Consider the following 19764-nt stretch of genomic DNA (forward strand, 5'->3'; position numbering starts at 1 on the left):
TCAGTGCCCATTCATCTGCCTCCTGTACGACGCGGCGCCGTCGAGCCGGCCCCTGGCCACCAGTTCCAGTGTGATCAGCACCGCGATCGACTCGATGGCCAGCAGCCCGATCAGGACGAGCAGCTGCACCGCGCCCGCCTCGACCGGGTCGGCGCCGCCGAGCAGCACCCCGACGAACGCGCCCGGCAGCGTGACCAGCCCGACCGTACGGGTCTGGTCGAGGACGGGGAAGAGCGCGAGCGCCGCCGACGAGCGGCACACCTCCAGCGCGGCGTCGCGCGGCGGCAGCCCGAGCGCGAGGCCGCCCTCGTACTCGCCGCGGCGCGTCGCCAGCTCGTCCAGCGCGCGGCGGCCGGTGAGCCCGGTCGCCGACATGGCGCCGCCGATGAAGATCCCGGCGATCGGCAGCACCGACACCGTGCGGGCCGGGACCAGCGAGGTCGCCATCAGCAGGCCGAGGACGGGCGCGACGCCGGCGGTGATCGGCAGCGCCGTCCACCAGCCGGGCCCGCGCGCCGACCCGGTGATGCGGCGGCCCGCCGTCACGACCGCGATCACCACCATGCCGGCGATGAACGCGGCCGTCAGCCCCGCGCTGCGCAGCACCGCCGCGATCAGCAGCGACACCGCGGTGAGCTGCGCCGCCGCGCGCACCGCGACGACCAGCATGTCCCGGCCGAGGCCGAGCCCGCCGACCCGGGCCAGCAGCGCCGCGACCGCCGCCAGCGACGCCAGCACGAACGCCAGCAGCGGGCCGACCTCCGGAGTCGCGCTCACCTGCCGCCCAAATGAGCCGATTGTGATCCCATAGCGACCTCCTACCCGGTGAAAACCTCGATAGCGTGGGACTTGTGGAGGTTGAGGAGTCAGGTGGGACATCCCGCCGCAAAGCGCTGCTGCTGCTGGGCGCCGCCGGGCTCGCCACGCTCGGTGCCGACGCCGCGCGCCCCTCGGGCTCCCGGGCCGCGGCCGCGCCCGCGGCGACGCCCCGCGCGCGGCCGGTGATCCATCCGACGCCCACCCCGACGCCGACGCCGACCCCCACGCCGCGGGCCGCGTCCTGGACGCCGGGCAAGCTCACCGCGCTGGAGACGCCCGTCCGGGAGCTGTCGCAGCTCGCGCCGCCCGCGCCGCCGAAGTCGATCGCGCTGACCATCGACGACGGCCCGAACCCGACGTGGACGCCGAAGATGCTCGACCTGCTGGCCGAGCACGAGATCCACGCGACGTTCTTCATCATCGGCGAGCAGGTGAAGGAGTTCCCGAAGCTCACCCGCCGCATCGCCGACGCCGGGCACCAGATCTGCAACCACACCGAGACGCACCCGATCGCCATCGCGCACCTGTCGGAGAAGAAGGTCCGCAAGGAGATCGTCGAGGCGCACGACCGGATCGCCGACGTCACCGGCATCGTCCCGCAGTTCTTCCGCTCGCCCGGCGGCGCCTGGTCGAAGACCGTCCTGGAGATGGTCGCCGAGCACGACATGCTCCCCATCGACTGGGCCGTCGACCCCCGCGACTGGGCCCGCCCCGGCGTGGGCCGCATCCGCCGTGCCGTGCTGAAGGGCGAGGAGAACAACATCATCCTGTGCCACGACGGCGGCGGCGACCGCTCCCAGACCATCAAGGCCCTGCGCGACGCCATCCCGAAGCTGAAGAAGCGCGGCCTGACCTTCGTCGCCCTCTGACCGGCGTCGCCCTCTGACCCTCGTCGCCCTCTGACCGGCCGCGACGGCACGGTCAGAGGGCGAACGGGACCCTAGCGGGCGGATACCAGGTCTTCCGTTGTGCCCGCGCGCAGGTCGGGCGCGGGAGCGGGGGCCGGCTCGTCGCCGTGGGAGATGCGGGGCAGCCAGTCCAGCCACGCCGGGAGGTACCAGTTCGCGCGCCCCAGCAGCGACATCACCGCGGGCAGCAGGACGACCCGGACGATCGTCGCGTCGATCAGGACGGCGACCGCCAGCCCGACGCCGAGCTGCTTGAAGTCCTGCATCGACAGGGTGCCGAAGATGCCGAACGTCGCGATCATGATGACGGCCGCGCCGGTCACGACGCCCGCGGTGGCGCGGACGCCCTCGTGCACGGCGCGGGCCGTGTCGAGCCCCCGGTCGTACGCCTCGCGGATCCGGGAGACGACGAACACGTGGTAGTCCATCGAGAGGCCGAACAGGACGACGAAGACGAAGAGCGGGATCCAGGATTCGAGGGCCCCGGCGCCCGTCGTCCCGACGAGGGAGTCGCCCCAGCCGTGCTGGAAGACCGCCACCATCACCCCGTAGGCGGCGCCCACCGACAGCAGGTTCAGCACGATCGCGCTGGCCGCGATCAGCAGCGAGCGGAAGAAGACCAGCATCAGCAGGAAGGTGATGGCCATGACGAACAGGAACACGGGCGCGATGCTCGACTTCAGCTGCCCGTTGTAGTCGGTCGACCAGGCGAGCTGCCCGGTCACCGGCGCCTCGCCGACCTTGCCGACCGTCTCCGGGACGATCCGCTCCCGCAGCGTCTCCAGGGCGTGCTTCGAGGTCGCGTCCGAGCCCGTCCCGGCGAGCGGCACCTCGATCTCGGCGACGTTCGCGCGGTCGTGGACGGTGACGTCGATCGGCTCGTTCATCTCGCCGGACGCGACGGCCCGCCGCTTCAGCTCGTCGATCGCCCGCGCGACCTGCGGCGCGTCGATGTCGCGGGCCTTCAGCACGACGACCGCGGGCTCCGGGTTGCCGGGGAACGCCTCGTTCAGCCGCGTGTAGGTCTGCGCGATCTCCTCGCCGGGCGGGATCTGCTGGTCGATGCGCAGCCGCTCGGTCTTCATGCCGAGCGCGGGCGCGGCCAGGGCGAGCAGCAGCCCGGCCGACAGCAGGGCGGCGATGCCGGGACGGGCAAGGACAGGCCTCAGCAGCGTCCCGACCACGCCGGCGCGCCCTTCGCGGCGCCGCCGGGGCAGCCGGACGCGGCCGAAGTCGACCTTGTCGCCGAGCAGGGACAGCAGCGCGGGCAGGACGGTCACCGAGCCGAGCATCGCGATGAGCACGACGAGGATCGTCGCGACCGCGAACCCCTTGAAGAGCAGCAGGCCGGACAGGAACATCCCGGACATCGCGACCATCACGGTGATTCCGGAGACCAGCACGGAGCGTCCGGAGGTGGCGGCGGCGATCGCCAGGGCGGTCTCCCGGTCGCGGCCCTTGCGGCGCTCCTCGCGCTCGCGCTGCAGGTAGAACAGGCAGTAGTCGACGCCGACGGCGAGGCCCATCAGCAGCATCACCGAGTTCGTCGTCTGGTCGACGTGCAGCGCGTGGCTGACCACCGCGAGGACGCCGGTCGCGGCGAGGAACGCGGTGAACGCCAGGACGACGGGCAGCACGGCGGCGAGCAGCGCCCCGAACGCGACCAGCAGGATGCCGAGCGCGAGGGGCACCGCCGTCAGCTCGGCGCGCTTGAAGTCGGAGCCGAGGGCGTCGTCGAACCAGGCGTCGGCGGTGGCGCCGCCGAACTGCCCCATCCGCACGGACGGGTTGCCCCGCTCGGCCTTCGCCACCGCGTCCCGGATCGCGGGCAGCGGGTCGTCCGGCGCCGCCTTCAGCGTGAACTGGACGATCACATGCCGCCCGTCCTTGGCCACCACGTCCGGCCGCAGACCGGTGATCAAGCCCGTGGCCTGGACGTTCGCCCGTACGTCCGCCACCGCCCGGCGCATCTCCGGCGAGCCCGCGGGGGCGCCGTAGACCAGCACCGTCTCCTGGTCCGGGTCCTCGATGCCGGCCTCCGCGACGATCTGGGCGGCCCGCGCCGACTGCCCGACGCCCTGCTCGTGGTCGGCCATCGTGATCTGGCCGGCCGCGCCGCCCAGCACGGAGGCCAGCACGACGAACAGCAGCCAGCCGAGGATGGCCGTCACGCGGTGCCGCGCGCTCCAGCCGCCGAGCGCGGCGGCGAGATTTCGCTTCATGGGGGTTCCCCTGGTTAGGTCGTCTGCGGGGTGACACCCAATGACGCTAGGAAGCGCGCACCCGGCGGGACATGGCTCTAAACGGCGTCCCAGGGTGGACGTAGGTACACCCCACGCTCGGTGTGCGGGCACACTGTGCACGTGGGCGCTCGCCAGAAGACTGGACTCCAGATGGCAGGTGAGCCTTGGAGGAACCAGTGAGCGGTGAATTGGTGAAGGAAACCCGACTGCTGCGCCATGCGAGGGCGCCGTGGCGCGGGCTGGCGCTGTGGCTGCTGGCCGTGCCGGCGACGCTCGCCGGGCTCTGGTTCCTCACGGTCGTCTCGATGATCACGAGCTTCATCGGGGTGCTGCTGTTCCCGTCCGCGACGATGCTGATGCGCACCCAGCTCGACGCCTACCGGGAGCGCATCAACAAGTGGACGGACGCCCGGATCGAGCGCCCGTACCTGCCCGAGCCGGAGCAGGAGCCCGGCCTGCACGGGATGTTCAAGCGGTTCATCGCGCTGATCTCCGACCCGGCCACCTGGCGCGACTACCTGTGGGTCGTCACCGACCCGTTCGTCGCGCTGTTCACCGCGGCGCTGCCCGGTCTGCTGATCCTGTACGGGATCTGGGGGTACCTGCTGGCCGCGTTCGCCGGCGACATGATCGGCCACTACGGCGGCAGCGACTGGTACGCCTACATCCACGTCACCAAGGGGTACGGCCGCGAGCCCGGCCGCATCCTGTCCACCGTGATCGTCGCGACCGCCTGCATCGCCCTCGGGTACGCCATCGGGCCGAAGATGATGGCCGTGTACGGGCGCTGGGGCCGGACGATCCTCGGGCCGACGAAGAAGTCGCAGCTGGCGCTGCGCGTCCAGCACCTCACCGAGACCCGCTCGGAGGCCGTGGACTCCTCCGCCGCCGAGCTGCGCCGCATCGAGCGCGACCTGCACGACGGCGCGCAGGCCCGGCTCGTCGCGATGGGCATGACGCTCGGCGCCATCGAGCACCTCCTCGACAAGGACCCGGCGAAGGCGCGGCTGCTGCTCGCCGAGACCCGCGCGTCGTCGGCGAAGGCGCTGCACGAGCTGCGCGATCTGGTCCGCGGCATCCACCCGCCGGTGCTCGCCGACCGCGGCCTCGGCGACGCGGTGAAGGCCCTCGCACTGGACCACCCGATGCGCGTCGAGGTCGAGGCCGACCTGCCGGGACGGGCCGAGCCGCCGGTCGAGTCCGCCGCCTACTTCGCGGTGTCGGAGATCCTCACCAACGCCGCCAAGCACGCCGGCGCGTCCCGCGTCTGGATCGACCTGCGGTACGAGGACGGCATGCTGCGCGTCACCGTCACCGACGACGGGCGCGGCGGCGCCACCCTCGACGGCGGGACCGGGCTGCGCGGCATCGAGCGGCGGATCGGTACATTCGACGGCGTCCTCGCCCTCAGCTCGCCCGTGGGCGGCCCGACGATCGTGACGCTGGAGCTGCCGTGCGCGTTGTCCTCGCCGAAGACCTCGCCCTTCTGAGGGAGGGCCTGGTCAGCCTGCTGGAGACGCACGACTTCGAGATCGCCGCCGCCGTCGACAACGGCCCGTCGCTCCTGAAGGCACTGCTCGACCACCGCCCGGACGTGGCGGTGGTCGACGTGCGCCTGCCGCCGTCCTTCACCGACGAGGGCCTTCAGGCCGCCCTGGAGGCCCGCCGCCAGGTGCCGGGCCTGCCGGTACTGGTGCTGTCGCAGTACGTCGAGCAGCTCTACGCCCGGGAGCTGCTCGCGGACGGCACCGGCGCCATCGGCTACCTGCTGAAGGACCGGGTGTTCGACGCGGCCCAGTTCGTGGACGCGGTCCGCCGGGTCGCGGCGGGCGGCACCGCGATGGACCCCGAGGTCATCTCCCGGCTCGTCGCGTCCAACACCCGCGACACCCCGCTGAGCCGGCTCACCCCGCGCGAGACCGAGGTGCTGGAGCTGATGGCGCAGGGCCGCTCCAACGCCGCGATCGCGGAGCGGCTCGTCGTCACCGAGCGGGCCGTCACCAAGCACACCGCCAACATCTTCGCCAAGCTCGACCTGCCGGTGACCGGCGACGACAACCGCCGCGTCCTCGCCGTCCTCGCGTATCTGAACAAGTAGGCCGCTGGACGGGCGGGGGCGCCGCGCGGCCCCCGCCGGGCCGTACCGGGTGGCATAGTCTGCTCCGCGAGACGGCCCCGGGAGGGCGCGATGACGGTGGTTCTGGTCCTGCTGTGCCTGGCGATCGCCGGGCGGGAGCTGTATCTGGCGTTCGAGCGCCGGCATTCCCCGGGCGCGCCGGAGATCGCCGACATCCGCACCCAGCTCCGCGCGCTCAAGGGCACCCGGGACGAGCTGGAGGGGTTCCGCGCCTCCCAGCGGGAGCGGCTCGACCGGCTCACCGCCGAGCAGGACCGCGACCGGGAGGCGCTCGGCGCCGCCGACTCCCGGATTCGGTCCCTGATCTCGCAGATCAACGACCGGCTGCTGCCGGACGTCACCGCCCGGCTGAAGCAGCAGCGCGACGCCGCCGCCGAGCAGCGCGACGCCCTCGACCGGCTCGCCGCCGAGGTCGCGTCGCTGCGCGCGCACCTCGTCGGGCGGCTCGACCAGGCCGTGGCCGCGTCCCTCGGCGCCGAGCCCGCCGAGCTGGTCGCCGGGGCGCTCATGGCCGACCCGCCCGACGCGCGTCCCGCGCTGGCGGGCCCGTACGAGCGGTTCGCCGAGGGGTACGGGCTGCGCGTCGAGCTGACCGACCGCGACCGCTACTTCCTGTCCGGGCGCAGCCCGCGCGCGCTGGAGCGCGACTTCGTCGACCTCGTCGCCGCGCTGCGCGAGGACTGCCCGGAGAGCACCGGCAAGGCCCGCGTCCTGCTGGGCGCCCTGCGCGGCGTCGAGCGGGGCGGCGCGCAGATCGGGCCGCTGCTGATCGTCCGGACGCCCGCCGCGCTCGTGTGCGGGGTCGTGCCGCTCGCCGAGCTGCGCCGCCCCGAGGGGGCCGTGCCGCTGGCGGACCCGTCCGGCGCGGCGCGGCGCCTGCACCGGCTGCCGGAGGGCCGGTTCTGCGACCTGTCGGGCTGGTCCGCCGGCGCACCGGCCGGGCTCAGCGAGTAGGGGCCGTCCAGGTGAACGCGGGGGCGCGGCGCTCCAGGAACGCGGCGACGCCCTCGTCGACCTCGCCGCTCGCCGCGACCTCCGCCAGCCACCGGTCCGTCTTCTCCCGGACGGGGCCGCCGGCGGCGATCGCGTCCACGATCTCCTTGGTGGCCTGCTGGGTGAGCAGCGACCGGGACGCGAGCGTCGCGGTGAACGCGGCGACCCGGTCGTGCAGGCCGCCCGCCGGGACGACCTCGTCCAGCAGCCCGATCCGCAGCGCGTGCCCGGCGCCGACCAGGTCGGCGGAGAACAGCAGGTACTTCGCGGCGGCCGGCCCGACGAGCCGGACCAGCCGCGCCGTCGCGGCCGCCGGGTAGACGATGCCGAGCTTGGCCGGGGTGATCCCGAACCGGGCGTCCTCGGCGGCGAAGCGCAGGTCGCAGGCCGCCGCGAGCTGGCAGCCGCCGCCCACGCAGTACCCCTCGATCGCGGCCAGCGTCGGCTTCGGGAACGCGGCGAGCGCCCGCTCGGCGACCGTCGACAGGTGCGAGTCGTCGTCGCGGTGGATGTCGTTCAGCTCGGCGATGTCGGCGCCCGCGCAGAAGTTCCCGCCCGCGCCCGTCAGCACGGCGACCCGGACGGCCGGGTCCTCGGCGAGGGCCTCCAGGATGCCGGGCAGGGCCCGCCACATGTCCGCCGACATGGCGTTGCGCTTGGCCGGCCGGTCGATGGTGATCGTCCCGACGCCCTCGGCGACCTCGAAGTCAAGCCCGGCGGCCATGGTCCTCCCTCGCCCGGGCGTCCCGTGCCCGGATGTCGTCGCGCCTCGGCCCGGCTCATCGTACGGAGCGCGCCGCGCCCCGGCGATCCCGGGGCGGCCGGTCCCGGCCGCGGCCTCCGGGAACCCCGGGGCCTTTCGGGGAGTCATACCGTGCAATGGCCGCCTGAGGCGTCGGGGGACGCGCGCCGGCGGCCACCGGCGGCGCCACGCGGTGCCGCCGCATCGTCACAGGGGGCTCGACCTGCATGAAGAAAATCAGCGGCAATCGGGGAATGCGCAACCCGCGTCGCGTGCTGTACTGTCAAGGCAGTGCCTCCGGATTCCGCGAATCGCAACGAAGGCATTTCTTCCCCGCCCGGGCCATCTGAGCGCCCGGTGATCCTCCCGGTTCGGCACGCGCATTCCGGCGTTCCGGACCGCCGCACAAGGGAGCCGACGTCAGCCCGGTGAACCGAGCTGCATCTTTCGCATTCCTCTCGCGTACGCGCCGCGGGTTCCGCCGCCGTACCCGGGAAACGACTCCAGGCGGCGCGGACCGCTCCGCGCGAGCCTGAGAAGGGACCCGCATGTCCACTTCCACCCTCACCTCCGAACCCGCCACCGGGCGCACCGCCGCGGGCCGCCGCTCGCAGGCGCACACCGTGCCCGCCCAGAACGCCCGCAAGAGCGGCCAGCAGGCGCGGCGCACGGGTACCGCCGACGACGGGCCCGCCGTCCCGTTCCACGGCCTGCTCGCCGTCCAGGACAAGCACGCCTTCATCCGCACCTCCGGCTACCTCGCCGGGCCGGACGACGTGCACGTCTCCCTCGCCCAGGTCAAGGCGCACCACCTGCGCCCCGGCGACGTCATCGCGGGCACCGCGAAGGCGCCGAAGTCCGGCCGGGAGAAGTTCGGCTCGCTCGCCCGCGTCGAGACCGTGAACGGCCTCCCGGCGGCCGAGGCCGCGAACCGTCCCGAGTTCGGCAAGCTCACCCCCCTGTTCCCGGACGAGCGGCTCCGCCTCGACACCGGCCCGCTCGCCACCCGCGTCATCGACCTGGTCGCGCCGATCGGCAAGGGCCAGCGCGGGCTCATCGTGTCGCCGCCGAAGGTCGGCAAGACGATGGTGCTGCAGGCCGTCGCGAACGCGATCGCGCAGAACAACCCCGAAGTGCACCTCATGGTCGTGCTCATCGACGAGCGGCCCGAAGAGGTCACCGACCTGCAGCGGACCGTGCAGGGCGAGGTCATCCACTCGACGTTCGACCGCCCCGCGCAGGACCACACCGCCCTCGCCGAACTCGCCGTCGAGCGGGCCAAGCGGCTCGTCGAGCAGGGCCACGACGTGGTCATGCTGCTCGACTCGATCACCCGGCTCGGCCGCGCCTACAACCTCGCGGCGCCCTCCAGCAGCCGGATCCTCGCCGGCGGCGTCGCGACGACCGCGATCTACCCGCCGAAGAAGTTCTTCGGCGCCGCCCGCAACATCGAGAACGGCGGCTCGCTGACGATCCTCGCGACCGCGCTCGTGGAGACCGGGTCCCGCATGGACGACGTCTTCTTCGAGGAGTACAAGGGCACCGGCAACATGGAGCTGAAGCTCGACCGGGGCCTCGCCGACCGCCGAGTCTTCCCCGCCGTCGACATCGAGGCGTCCGGCACGCGCCGCGACGAGCTGCTGATGTCCCCCGAGGAGCTCGCGCTCTCCTGGCGGCTGCGCCGCGCCCTCCAGGGGCTGGAGAAGCAGCAGGCCGTCGAGCAGCTGCTGGAGAAGATGAAGGGCACCTCGTCCAACGCCGAGTTCCTGCTCCGCCTCCAGCAGACCACCTGAGCCGCCGCCCCCGCCACGAACCCGGGAGACCCCTCAGTCGCTCTGCTGCGCCCTCTCCTGCTTCCGGTGCTTCTTCGGCTTCTCCGGCCTGAACGACTTCAGGATCCTGTCGTAGAGCCGCTGGCCCGGCGTCCAGTCGGGGTCGGGCGCGGAGAAGCAGAACTCGTACCCGGCCGCCCGGCTGCACAGCACGTGCCTGACGCCGTTGCCCGCGCCCGACCGCCAGGTGAACTCCCACTCGGCGCCGCCCTCGGCGACCTCGGGAGCGGGTTCCAGCCGCAGCCTGCGGTAGCCCGGGAAGCGGTGCTCGCCCACCGCCCGGTGCTCCTCGGCGCGCAGCCCCGCGAGCGGATCGCCCGGTGCCGGGGAGATGCGCAGGCCCCGTCCCGCCCCGGCGTCCTTCCAGGTCATGACGGTGCCGCTGCGCTCGGACTGCCAGCCCGCCGGCACCCGCACCGAGTAGGCGCCGCTCTCGTGGTACTTCGCGGTCTTCGCCGTCACGCCCGCCGCCGGCCGCAGCGCCACCGCGTCGCTCTTGCCGACCGCCGTCCAGCGGGCCGCCCAGGTGCCCGTGCCCGCCGCGAGCACGGCCAGCACCGCCACCCCGGCGACGGCACCCGGCCGCAGCCGCCGCCCACGGAACATCGGGGCCTTGAACGACCGGCGGGAGCGCGGCGAGCCGCACGGCGCCTTCCCGCTGCGCAGGGTCCACGGGACGCGCGGCCCGCGCAACGCCCGGCGCGCGGCCGGGACGCGCACCCGCTCGGGGCGCGGCGCCCGGGTGATCCCCGGCTCCGGCAGGTCGGCGACGAGGTCGCGCAGCAGTTCCGCCGTGGCCTCGGCCGTCAGCCGGTCCTCGGGCCGCTGCCGCATCAGCCCCTCGATGACCGGGGTCAGCGGGCCCGCCCGCGCCGGGCGCGCGTAGTCGCCCAGCATCACCGCCACCATGGACGCGAGGGCGTGGCAGCGCAGGAACGGGGCGAAACCCTCGACCGCCATGTAGAGCGTCGCGCCGAGCGACCACAGGTCGGACGCCGGCACGCTCGGCTGCCCGTCGATGCGCTCCGGCGGAAGATAGGCGGGCGACCCTTCAATGCCCGCGGGCATTGTGTCGGCCAACTCCCGGCCATTGTCCATTTGGACGGCGAGCCCGAAGTCGCTCAGCAGGACGCGGCCGTCGTCGCAGAGCAGCACATTGCTCGGCTTGACGTCGCGGTGCAGGATGCCCGACTCGTGCGATGCCCGCAGCACCGCCAGGACCGCGGCGCCGATCTCCGCCGTCCGCCGCACGCTCAGCGGGCCGTCCTCGATGACCAGCCGGTTCAGCGAGCAACCCGCCAGGAACTCCATGACGATCCAGGGCCGGCCGTCCTCCAGGATCAGGTCGTGCACGGCGACCACGCCGGGATGCCGCAGCGCGGCGGTCGCGCGCGCCTCCTGCAGCAGCCGCCGGCACAGCACCCTGCGCTCGCTCTGCGTGATGCGCGCCGGCAGGTGCACCTCCTTGACGGCGACGTCCCGGTCGAGCATCTCGTCGTAGGCGCGCCACACGGTGCCCATGCCGCCCCTGCCGACCACAGAGAGCAGGCGATACCGCCGCGCCAGCGGTATCGGCCGATCCCCATTCATGAAGGGGTTAATCGCCGGAACGCGCTCAAGGCACGCTCCCTCGCCATCAATTGTTTTTTGACCGCGGTCCAGCGAGAAAAGCGCGCACGGGCGTGGTATAACCGCGCCCGGCGCATTTACCGGCGCGGCGCCGTCAGCCGAGGACGGAGCGGGCCCACTTGTAGTCGGACTTGCCCACGGCCGTGCGCTGCACCTCGTCCACGAGGGTGATCTGGCGCGGGAGCTTGTAGCCGGCGAGCCGGCCCCGGCAGTGCTCGGTGAGCTGCTCCAGCGTGACGGTCGTGCCGGGACGGGGCGCGACGACGGCGGCGACGCGCTGCCCGAACCGCTCGTCGGGCAGGCCGACGACGACCGCGTCGTACACGTCCGGGTGGTCCTTCAGCGCGACCTCGACCTCCTCCGGGTAGACCTTCTCGCCGCCCGTGTTGATCATGAGGGAGCCGCGGCCGAGGAGGATGATCGTCCCGTCCTTCTCCAGGCTCGCGAAGTCGCCGGGGACCGACCAGCGGGTGCCGTCGGCGTCGGTGAAGAACGTCGACGCCGTCTTCTCCGGGTCGTTGTAGTAGCCGAGCGGGATGTGGCCGCTGCGCGCGAGCCTGCCGATCTCGCCGGGCCTGACCACGTTGAGGTCGTCGTCCAGGACGGTGATGCCCGGCTTCATCATGAACCGGGCCGTGCCCTCCTTGGAGTCGACGGACGGGCCGCACGCGCCGGTCTCCGAGGCGCCGTAATTGTCGAGGAACAGCACGTTCGGCAGATGCTCTTGCAGGGCCTGCTTGGCGCCCTCGGTGAGCGGCGCGCCGCCGGACGCGATCGCCAGCAGCGACGACGTGTCGTGCCCGCCGCCCGCCAATGCCTTGGCGACGGGCCGCGCCATGACGTCGCCGACCAGCATCAGCACGTTCGCCTTCTCCTCGGCGAGCAGCCGCAGCGCCTTGTCGGCGTCGAACGCGTGGTCGGTGTAGAGGACGACCTTGGCGCCGGTGAACAGCCCCATGTACGCGACCCACTGGCCGGCGCCGTGCATGACGGGCGCGCAGTCGAGGACGGCCATCCCCGGCTGGTCGGCGTTGGCGGCCAGTTCCTCGGGGCTGCCGATGGGGTCGCCGAGGGCGTTCCCGCCGCCGAGCGCGCCGAAGAAGATGTCCTCGCAGCGCCACTCGACGCCCTTCGGGTAGCCGGTGGTGCCGCCGGTGTACATGATGTAGCGGTCGTCGCTGGAGCGCTCGGGGAAGTCGTCGCTCGGGTCGGCCGCCGCGAGAGCCGCCTCGTACTCGACGGCGCCCGGGATCTCGTCCGCCGAACCGTCCTCCAGGACGACGACATGCCGCAGCGCGGGCAGTTCCCCGCGAATCTCCTCCGCCTTCGCCAAGAGCGAACGCTCGCCGATGAGCGCGACCGAATCAGAATCGGCGAGCACGTGGCGCAGTTCGGCCGCCACGTAGCGGTAGTTCACCGGGATCGGCACGGCGCGGATCTTGAACGCGCCGAGCATCGCCTCGATCCACTCGGCCCGGTTGAAGGCGAGGATCGCGACGTGCTCGCCGGGCCGCACCCCGGCCGCCGCCAGATGGTGCCCGACCCGGCTCGCACGCTCGCTGAGCTGCCGGTACGTCCGCCGCTCGGCTCCGGCCACGAGGGCCGGACGGTCCGGTCCGGCGGCGGCCAGGATCTCGATCAGGTCGGCCAGGTTGTAGCTTCGCGCCATGCCACGTCCTCGCAGGAGTCGGGGTGGGGACCGATCCCGATCCTGCTGCCGGACGGCGCGTGAACTCAATGCCTATTGGCGCCCGGTCCAATGAGATGAGTCACATCCCACACCGCCTCATCCGGCCACGCGCGGGGTCCTTACACGGCTCTTATCTGGGTACCGGCATGCTTGGCCGTAACGATCCAGTATCAGACGGGGGTAGTGGTGAGCGCAGGCGCGATGGCGTGGACCCCGCCGACGTGGGAGGAGATCGTCAGCGAGCACTCGACCAGGGTGTTCCGGCTGGCGTACCGGCTGACCGGCAACCGGCACGACGCCGAGGATCTGACCCAGGACGTCTTCATCCGGGTGTTCCGCTCGCTGTCGTCCTACAGCCCCGGCACGTTCGAGGGCTGGCTGCACCGGATCACGACGAACCTGTTCCTCGACCGCGCCCGGCGCAAGCAGCGCATCCGGTTCGACTCGCTCGCCGACGACGCGGCCGAGCGGCTGCAGGGCCGCGAGCCGTCCCCGGCGCAGGCCTACGACGACCGGCACCTCGACGCCGACATCCAGAAGGCGCTCGACTCCCTCGCCCCCGAGTACCGCGCCGCGGTCGTGCTGTGCGACATCGAGGGGCTGTCCTACGAGGAGATCGCGGCGACCCTCAACGTGAAGCTCGGCACCGTCCGCTCCCGCATCCACCGCGGCCGAGGCCAGCTCCGCGAGGCCCTGGAGCACCGCCGCCCGGCCGAGTGCGCACAGTGACGAGCGTCACTAGTGACTGCTGAGTAACTTCCGGCCTACCCTGCGGCCGTGGACATCGTCTTCGACCGCCGCGGCGACGGCCCGCCCCTCGTCCTGCTGCACGGCATCGGCCACCGCCGCCAGGGCTGGGCGCCCGTCATGGACCTGCTCGCCGCCGAACGCGACGTCATCGCCGTCGACCTGCCCGGCTTCGGCGACTCGCCGGCCCTCCCGGCCGGCACGCCCTACACCCTCGACACCGCCATCGGCGCCCTCGCGCAGACCTTCGCCGACCTCGGCCTCGACCGGCCGCACATCGCGGGCAACTCGCTCGGCGGCCTGTTCGCCCTCGAAGCCGCCGACCGCGGCCTCGCCAGTTCCGCCACGGTCCTGTCCCCGGCGGGCTTCTTCAACGCCCTCGAACTCCGCTACGGCATGTCGGTGCTGCGCGCGTCCCGCCTCGGCGCCCGCGTCCCGGAGACCTTCCTGACCCGCCTGGCCCGCTCCCCGCGCCGCCGCACCCTCATGTTCGGCATGATCTACGGCCGTCCCGACCTGATGGACGTCGAGACCCTCACCGGCGACGCCCGCGCCATGCGCGACGCCCCGGGCTTCGAACCCACCCTCCGCGCCGGCCGCACCACCCGCTTCCTCGGCTCCTGCGCGGACGTCCCCGTCACCATCGCCTGGGGCACCAAGGACCGCCTGCTCCTGCGCAGCCAGGCCATCCGCGCCCAACGCCGCCTCCCGAACGCCCGCTTCGTCTGGCTGGAGGGCTGCGGCCACGTCCCCATGGCGGACGACCCGCCCCTGGTGGCCCAGACCCTCCTCCAGGGCAGCGCCCACCCCCTGAAGACCCGGTCCGCCGCCTAACGGACCGGGCAGTCCCCGCACTTGCCCGCGCGCTTCTATTCTAGTACTAGGATAGAAGCATGGCCGCTGAGTTGACGCCTGCCGAGCTGACCCTGCTCGGCCTGCTGACGGAGAAGCCGAGGCACGGGTACGAGCTGGACGAGGTCATCAGCGCGCGCGGCATGCGCGAGTGGACGGAGATCGGGTTCAGCTCGATCTACTACCTGCTGACCCGGCTGCGCGACCGCGGCCTGATCGCCGAGACCGACACGGAGCGTCCGGCGCGGGGCAAGGCCCGGCGGGTGTACGGGCCCACGGCCGAGGGGCGCCGGGCGTGCGCGCGGGCGGCCGAGGCGGTGGTGGCCGAACTCCAGCCGGTGTTCCCGCCCATCCTGGTCGGCCTGGCCAACCAGCCGGTCATCCCGCCCGAACGCCTGAAGGCCGCGCTCGACCGGCGCGCGACGGCCCTCGCGGAGAAGATCGCCGAAATCACCGCGGCCCGCGACGCCCAGCCGCAGATGCCCGCCTTCGCCCGCGCCGTCTTCGACTACACGCTCGGCCAACTGACCGCCGAACAGCAATGGCTGGCCGCCTACCGGACGGAATTGGCCGGCAATCCCCGCCAGGAAGGCGACGCCCATGACCCGCTATGACGTCAAGCGAGAACTCAAGCAGTACTACGCGCCGAGGAACAGCGACTGGGCGCTGGTCGACGTCCCCGCGCAACAGTTCATCGCCGTCGACGGCAGCGGCGACCCCAACACCAGCGCCGACTACGCCCGCGCCGTCGAAGCGCTCTACACCGTCGCCTACACGATCAAGTTCGCCAGCAAGCGCGCCCTCGACCGCGACTTCGTCGTAGGCCCCCTGGAAGGGCTGTGGTGGTCCGACCGCCCGGAAGTGTTCACCGCCCGGGACAAGGACGCCTGGCAATGGCGCATGCTCATCAGCCAGCCCGACTGGATCACCGAAGACTTCATCGACGACGCCAAAGAGACCGCACTGAAGAAGAAGGGCTTCCCCACGATCGCCGACGTCCGCCATGAGCCCTTGCACGAGGGCCTCTGCGCCCAAGTCCTGCACATCGGGCCGTACGACGACGAGGGCCCCATACTCGCCAAGCTCCACGGGGAGTACCTCGCCGCCAACAACCTGCGCATGACCGGCCACCACCACGAGGTCTACCTGGGCGACCCCCGCCGGGCAGCGCCCGACAAGCTCAGAACCGTCCTCCGGCAGCCCGTCGAGCAGGCGGGCTGACCGGCCAAGGATCGACCTGGCGCTCTCACAGGACTGACCCGGGTCAGGCCGTGCTCTCCGCGAGGTGCGCTGCGGTACCGGCAGTCGGGCGGCCCTGCGACCGCCGACGCCGCCAGTCCGCGGTGTGTATCGCGGCGAGGCCGAGAGCCGCCCACGCCAAGAGGACCACGAGGGCCCGTGCACCGCCGGCGCCATCGAAGAACGCGGTGCTGCGCAGCAGAGTCACCCCCGCCCCCGGGGGCAGCAGCTGACCGATCCAGCCGACCGGCTCCGGCAGCAGTTCGGGGGCGGACGACGCGCCCGACCAGGGATTGCCGATGAAGACCATCAGCGGGGCGACGACGGCGAGGCCCTTCGGGCCGAGCAGCATCTCGGCGCCCATCTCCGCCCCGGCGATGGACACCACGATGAGGGCGAGCACCGCCGCGTTGAGGTACCAGTCCCCGCCGAGCACGCCGAGCCAGCCCTGGATGATCCCCGTGACGACCAGCGCGGCCAGCACCGCCCCGCCGAAGAGACCGAGGGACCGTCCCCATGCCGAGCGCGTCACCAGGTAGACGATCACGCCGGTCAGCACGCTGACGATGACGAGCGGCATGACCGAGGAGGCCAGCACCGCGCCCCGCGGGTCCTCAGGAGACGCCGCCACCAGCCCTGCTCCCCGGGTTCGTCCTGCAACGGACCATCTTGGGCGCCCGGGCGAGCGACTTCACCCCCGGCCTCGCCGCCCTCTTCGCCTGAGCCGAGCCGAGCACGTGAGCGGTGCCCGACCTGGCGGGTCAGGTCGCCAGGACCGTGCCGAGGATTACCAGGGCGAGGCTGAGCAGGCCGATGGAGGCGCGCAGGAGGCCGGCGTTGCGGGCTCCGGTGCGTACGCGGGCCGTCAGCGTGGCGTCATCCGGGTGGGCCAGGGCGCTGCGGCGAAGGCGGGTCATTCGGCGGGCCTGGAGGACGCCGAAGGCGAGTGCCGCGATGAGGGCGGCGGCCAGGACGGCGGTGGCGGTGAGTGTGCCGTCCCACGGGCGGTCGGCGACCAGGGCCGCGCCGCTGGCCAGAGCCAGGACGAGCGCGCCGGTTCCGACGCCCAGGTACAGGCGGCCCAGCGCGCGGAAGAACGCGACCCGGTCGCCGGGACCGAGCGTCTGGACGCTGACCCGCGCGACCACGCCGATCGCCACGAATCCGCCGACCCACACGGCCGAGGCCAGGACGAGGACGCAGGCGAGAACGACCTCGACTCCATGAGACATGTGCACCCGCCAGGCTCCCGCGGTCCTATTTCTTACTTTTTTACAAGGACGACTGTGTAAATACAAGGCGGGAGTGGTGTGGCGTGCGCCATCGCCGTCGCTCTAGGGCTTGCGGCCGACGGCGCAGAAGGCGTCCACTTCGGGTTCGCGGACGGCGGGTTCCGGGCGCCAGCGGGAGCAGGAGACCACGCCCGGCTCGTCCAGTTCGAGGCCGTCGAAGTACGCGGCGATCTCGGCGGGGGTGCGCAGGGTGACGGTCGGCCTGCCGCCGGACTCGTTCCAGGTGCGGGCGCTCCGCTCCGACCGTTCGCCGTGGACGACGCTGGTCGGGTGGTTGACGACCAGGCGGCTGCCGGACGGCACGGCCGCCATCAGCCGCCGGACGACCGCGTGGGAGTCCTCGGCGCCCTCGACGTGGTGCAGGATGCCGACGAGCATGACGGCGACCGGGCGGGTGAGATCGAGCAGGGTTCCGGCCTTCGCGAGGATCCCGTCCGGGTCGTGCAGGTCGGCGTCGATGTAGTGGCACTCTCCCTCCGCGCTGCTGGCCAGCAGGGCCCGCGCGTGCGCCAGCACCAGGGGGTCGTGGTCGACGTAGACGATGCGGCAATCGGGGGCGACGCGCTGCGCGACCTGGTGCGTGTTCTCGGCCGTGGGCAGTCCGGTGCCGATATCGAGGAACTGGCGGACGCCCTGGTCGCCCGCCAGGTACCGGACGGCCCGGCCGAGGAACGCCCGGTCGGCGCGGGCCTGCTCGACCATGTCGGGTTTCAGGCTGATGGAGTGCTCGGCGGCCCGGCGGTCGGCCTCGAAGTTGTCCTTGCCGCCCAGCAGGTAGTTCCAGACCCGCGCGGAGTGCGGGATGTGCGATTTGAGCGCGTCGCCGTCCACGAGCCGGATTCTAGGTCGGGCGGGCCGGCGGCCGTGCGGCGTCCTCGGCGGCGGGGCGGGGTGGCCGGATGTGGACCACCCCGCACGCCACCGGGAGGGGTGTGTCAGCCGGTCACCGGGAGGTCGCCGGGCACCGGGGTCGGCGCGGGGGCCGGGCTGGTCGGTGCCGACGGGGCGGGGGCCGGGGTCTTCGACGGCGGGCTGGTCGGCGTGCCGGGCTGCTCGGGCTCGCCGGGCTTGCCGGGCTTGCCGGCCTTGCCGCAGGTGACGGACGCGATGCTGAGCGTCTGCGTCTTGCCGGCCAGCGTCGCGACCACCTCGATGGCGGTGATCGTGAGGCTGCCGTCCTTGTCCTTGACGTGCTTGTTCAGCGTGATCGCGGCGGTGCCGAGGCCCTTCAGGTCGGCGTTGATCGTGGTGTTGGGCGTCGCGCCGAGCTTCAGCGTCCGCCCGTTGAGCGTCGCCTTCGTCAGGTGCGAGACGCCGTTGCCGTTCTCGCACTTGGCGGTGACGGCGTGCGCGGACAGGCCGAGCTTGGGCACCTTCAGGTCGGCGACGGACGCGCGGCCGTGGCCGGACCAGGCGGCGACGTTCAGCAGGCCCGCCTCCACGAGGGGGTTCGCGGGCAGCTCGGCGAGGCTCTTGCGGGCCGGCTGCTGGGCGGACGACGTGACCGTCGGGGTCGCCGGGATCGCGACCGGGCCGGTCGCGGAGATCGCGGTGGCGGAGCCGGTTCCGCCGCTGGTGGCGGACGCGGCCGGGGCCAGGCCGAAGGGCAGGGCCAGCGCCCCGGCGACGGCGACGGCCTTGGTGAGTGTCTGCAAACGCACGGTTTCTCCTAAGTCGGGGGTGAAGGGGACCGGCCTGGCGGCCGGAGGTCTGGGTCAGGCGGTGACCAGGACGGGCGTACCGAGCGGCACCTTGGCCAGGTGCTTCAGCGCGTCCGCCGGGACGCGGACGCAGCCGTGCGTGACGGCCTTGCCGAAGACGTCCTTGGACGGCCAGCCGTGGAAGGCGACCGTGCCGGGTCCTCCGCCGAAGGTGTCGAGCGTGTCGGAGTGCGCGCCGACCGGCAGGATCAGCGGGCTGTAGGTCGGTTTCGCGGGGGCGAGCGAGGCGAGCATGAACGTCCGCCCGGTGGGGGTGGGCGTCTTGGGCGCGCCGACGGCCACGGTCCAGGCGCCGACCTTGCGGCCCGCGTCGTAGAGCGCCATCTTGCGGTCGCTCAGGTCGACCTTGACGACGTGGCCGCTGCGGGCGGCCTTCAGGCCGGTGTCGGGGATCCAGCCCGTCACGCCGTTCGGGCGGCTCGGCAGCAGCACGCGGCGCCAGCCGGGCCGGGACTCGACGACGGGCACCCAGGTGGGGCCCTTGAGCTGGGTGCTCGGCAGCTCGGCCACGGCGGGCGCGCCTGGCTTGGCCGAGATCGGGGTCGCGGCCTCGGGGTGCACCACCGTCCCGTTGCCCGCGGTGGCCGAGGTGTCCGTCGGCAGGTCGTCCAGGGTCGTGTAGGTGGTCGCCTGCGGCAGCGCGGTCGTGCCCTTGACCGGCGCGGCCTTCGCCGGGTCGGGCTTGCTCCCGCCGCCGCAGCCGGTCAGGAGCAGGGCCGCCGCCAGCAGGACGGCCGGGACCGCGGCCCCGGCCGCCGGACGGGCGGCGCGCGGTGGTGCATCGCTCACGAAGACTCCAAGTGATCCCGCCGGAGGGACTCCGGCTCGCCTCTGTGCCCGCTGATTACGCATGAGGCGCACCGGGGGTTGCACGCTGTATGGACCAAGTTGCGGTCGGTGAACCACCCCTCGCCCGTGAG

The 19764-nt window shown here is 72.9% G+C and carries 18 protein-coding genes and 1 pseudogene; 9 read left to right on the plus strand and 10 right to left on the minus strand.

What is annotated here, in order from left to right:
* Nucleotides 1–777: an ABC transporter permease gene (locus tag HUT06_RS41895; RefSeq protein ID WP_254715673.1), complete on the minus strand. Its 777-nt coding sequence runs from the start codon at nucleotides 775–777 to the stop codon at nucleotides 1–3.
* Between the two features lie 74 nt (nucleotides 778–851).
* Here HUT06_RS41895 and HUT06_RS41900 point away from each other — a divergent pair, with 74 nt between their 5' ends.
* Complete coding sequence (locus HUT06_RS41900; RefSeq protein WP_176200766.1) at nucleotides 852–1688, plus strand: polysaccharide deacetylase family protein; 837 nt, start codon at nucleotides 852–854, stop codon at nucleotides 1686–1688.
* Nucleotides 1689–1759: 71 nt separating this feature from the next.
* Here the strand turns inward: HUT06_RS41900 and HUT06_RS41905 are convergent, their stop codons facing one another.
* The gene (locus HUT06_RS41905; RefSeq protein ID WP_176200767.1) at nucleotides 1760–3949 is read right to left on the minus strand and encodes an MMPL family transporter; all 2190 of its coding nucleotides are present in this window, start codon (nucleotides 3947–3949) and stop codon (nucleotides 1760–1762) included.
* Between the two features lie 212 nt (nucleotides 3950–4161).
* Between HUT06_RS41905 and HUT06_RS41910 the strand changes: the two genes are divergently transcribed.
* The 3 genes from HUT06_RS41910 (at nucleotide 4162) to HUT06_RS41920 (ending at nucleotide 7061) form a co-directional block, all read left to right on the plus strand.
* Entirely contained in the window at nucleotides 4162–5460 is a 1299-nt protein-coding gene (locus HUT06_RS41910) for a sensor histidine kinase (protein WP_254715674.1), read from the plus strand.
* Nucleotides 5424–6068, plus strand: coding sequence for a response regulator transcription factor (locus HUT06_RS41915; RefSeq protein WP_176200768.1), 645 nt, complete (start codon nucleotides 5424–5426; stop codon nucleotides 6066–6068). Before HUT06_RS41910 ends, HUT06_RS41915 begins: the two co-directional genes overlap by 37 nt.
* Before the next feature lie 90 nt (nucleotides 6069–6158).
* Nucleotides 6159–7061: a hypothetical protein gene (locus HUT06_RS41920; RefSeq protein ID WP_176200769.1), complete on the plus strand. Its 903-nt coding sequence runs from the start codon at nucleotides 6159–6161 to the stop codon at nucleotides 7059–7061.
* Here HUT06_RS41920 and HUT06_RS41925 read toward each other — a convergent pair.
* The gene (locus HUT06_RS41925; protein WP_176200770.1) at nucleotides 7051–7824 is read right to left on the minus strand and encodes an enoyl-CoA hydratase/isomerase family protein; all 774 of its coding nucleotides are present in this window, start codon (nucleotides 7822–7824) and stop codon (nucleotides 7051–7053) included. The genes HUT06_RS41920 and HUT06_RS41925 overlap by 11 nt on opposite strands.
* A gap of 695 nt (nucleotides 7825–8519) precedes the next feature.
* Here HUT06_RS41925 and rho point away from each other — a divergent pair.
* A pseudogene (rho, locus tag HUT06_RS41930) lies at nucleotides 8520–9635 on the plus strand (transcription termination factor Rho); the annotation flags it as partial.
* A 33-nt stretch (nucleotides 9636–9668) separates the two neighbouring features.
* On the opposite strand, the gene HUT06_RS41935 reads toward rho, so the two are convergent.
* The gene (locus tag HUT06_RS41935) at nucleotides 9669–11264 is read right to left on the minus strand and encodes a serine/threonine-protein kinase (protein ID WP_302931870.1); all 1596 of its coding nucleotides are present in this window, start codon (nucleotides 11262–11264) and stop codon (nucleotides 9669–9671) included.
* Between the two features lie 133 nt (nucleotides 11265–11397).
* Entirely contained in the window at nucleotides 11398–12972 is a 1575-nt protein-coding gene (locus tag HUT06_RS41940) for an acyl-CoA synthetase (protein ID WP_176200773.1), read from the minus strand.
* 222 nt (nucleotides 12973–13194) lie between these two features.
* On the opposite strand from HUT06_RS41940, the gene sigE reads away from it, so the two are divergent.
* The 4 genes from sigE to HUT06_RS41960 are packed head-to-tail and all read left to right on the plus strand — an operon-like array spanning nucleotide 13195 to nucleotide 15813.
* Nucleotides 13195–13722, plus strand: coding sequence for an RNA polymerase sigma factor SigE (gene sigE / locus HUT06_RS41945; RefSeq protein WP_176201962.1), 528 nt, complete (start codon nucleotides 13195–13197; stop codon nucleotides 13720–13722).
* A 48-nt stretch (nucleotides 13723–13770) separates the two neighbouring features.
* The gene (locus HUT06_RS41950; RefSeq protein WP_176200774.1) at nucleotides 13771–14574 is read left to right on the plus strand and encodes an alpha/beta fold hydrolase; all 804 of its coding nucleotides are present in this window, start codon (nucleotides 13771–13773) and stop codon (nucleotides 14572–14574) included.
* A gap of 59 nt (nucleotides 14575–14633) precedes the next feature.
* Nucleotides 14634–15206 carry a PadR family transcriptional regulator gene (locus tag HUT06_RS41955; protein ID WP_176200775.1) on the plus strand — a complete coding sequence of 191 codons (573 nt, stop codon included), beginning with the start codon at nucleotides 14634–14636 and terminating at the stop codon, nucleotides 15204–15206.
* Nucleotides 15193–15813 (plus strand): GyrI-like domain-containing protein, encoded by a 621-nt coding sequence (locus tag HUT06_RS41960; RefSeq protein ID WP_176200776.1) that lies wholly within the window; start codon nucleotides 15193–15195, stop codon nucleotides 15811–15813. Before HUT06_RS41955 ends, HUT06_RS41960 begins: the two co-directional genes overlap by 14 nt.
* A 43-nt stretch (nucleotides 15814–15856) precedes the next feature.
* Here the strand turns inward: HUT06_RS41960 and HUT06_RS41965 are convergent, their stop codons facing one another.
* The 5 genes from HUT06_RS41965 to HUT06_RS41985 form a co-directional block, all read right to left on the minus strand.
* Nucleotides 15857–16462, minus strand: a complete 606-nt coding sequence (locus HUT06_RS41965) for a hypothetical protein (protein ID WP_176200777.1) — start codon at nucleotides 16460–16462, stop codon at nucleotides 15857–15859.
* Between the two features lie 130 nt (nucleotides 16463–16592).
* A complete protein-coding gene (locus HUT06_RS41970) occupies nucleotides 16593–17063 on the minus strand; it encodes a hypothetical protein (protein ID WP_176200778.1) in 471 nt (156 codons plus the stop codon).
* A 102-nt stretch (nucleotides 17064–17165) separates the two neighbouring features.
* Nucleotides 17166–17954: an SAM-dependent methyltransferase gene (locus HUT06_RS41975; protein WP_254715675.1), complete on the minus strand. Its 789-nt coding sequence runs from the start codon at nucleotides 17952–17954 to the stop codon at nucleotides 17166–17168.
* A gap of 104 nt (nucleotides 17955–18058) precedes the next feature.
* The gene (locus HUT06_RS41980) at nucleotides 18059–18784 is read right to left on the minus strand and encodes a choice-of-anchor P family protein (RefSeq protein ID WP_176200779.1); all 726 of its coding nucleotides are present in this window, start codon (nucleotides 18782–18784) and stop codon (nucleotides 18059–18061) included.
* A gap of 54 nt (nucleotides 18785–18838) precedes the next feature.
* Nucleotides 18839–19633 carry a L,D-transpeptidase gene (locus HUT06_RS41985; protein WP_254715676.1) on the minus strand — a complete coding sequence of 265 codons (795 nt, stop codon included), beginning with the start codon at nucleotides 19631–19633 and terminating at the stop codon, nucleotides 18839–18841.
* Between the last annotated feature and the right edge of the window lie 131 nt (nucleotides 19634–19764).

It is taken from the genome of Actinomadura sp. NAK00032, assembly GCF_013364275.1.
Classification (GTDB): Bacteria; Actinomycetota; Actinomycetes; order Streptosporangiales; family Streptosporangiaceae; genus Spirillospora.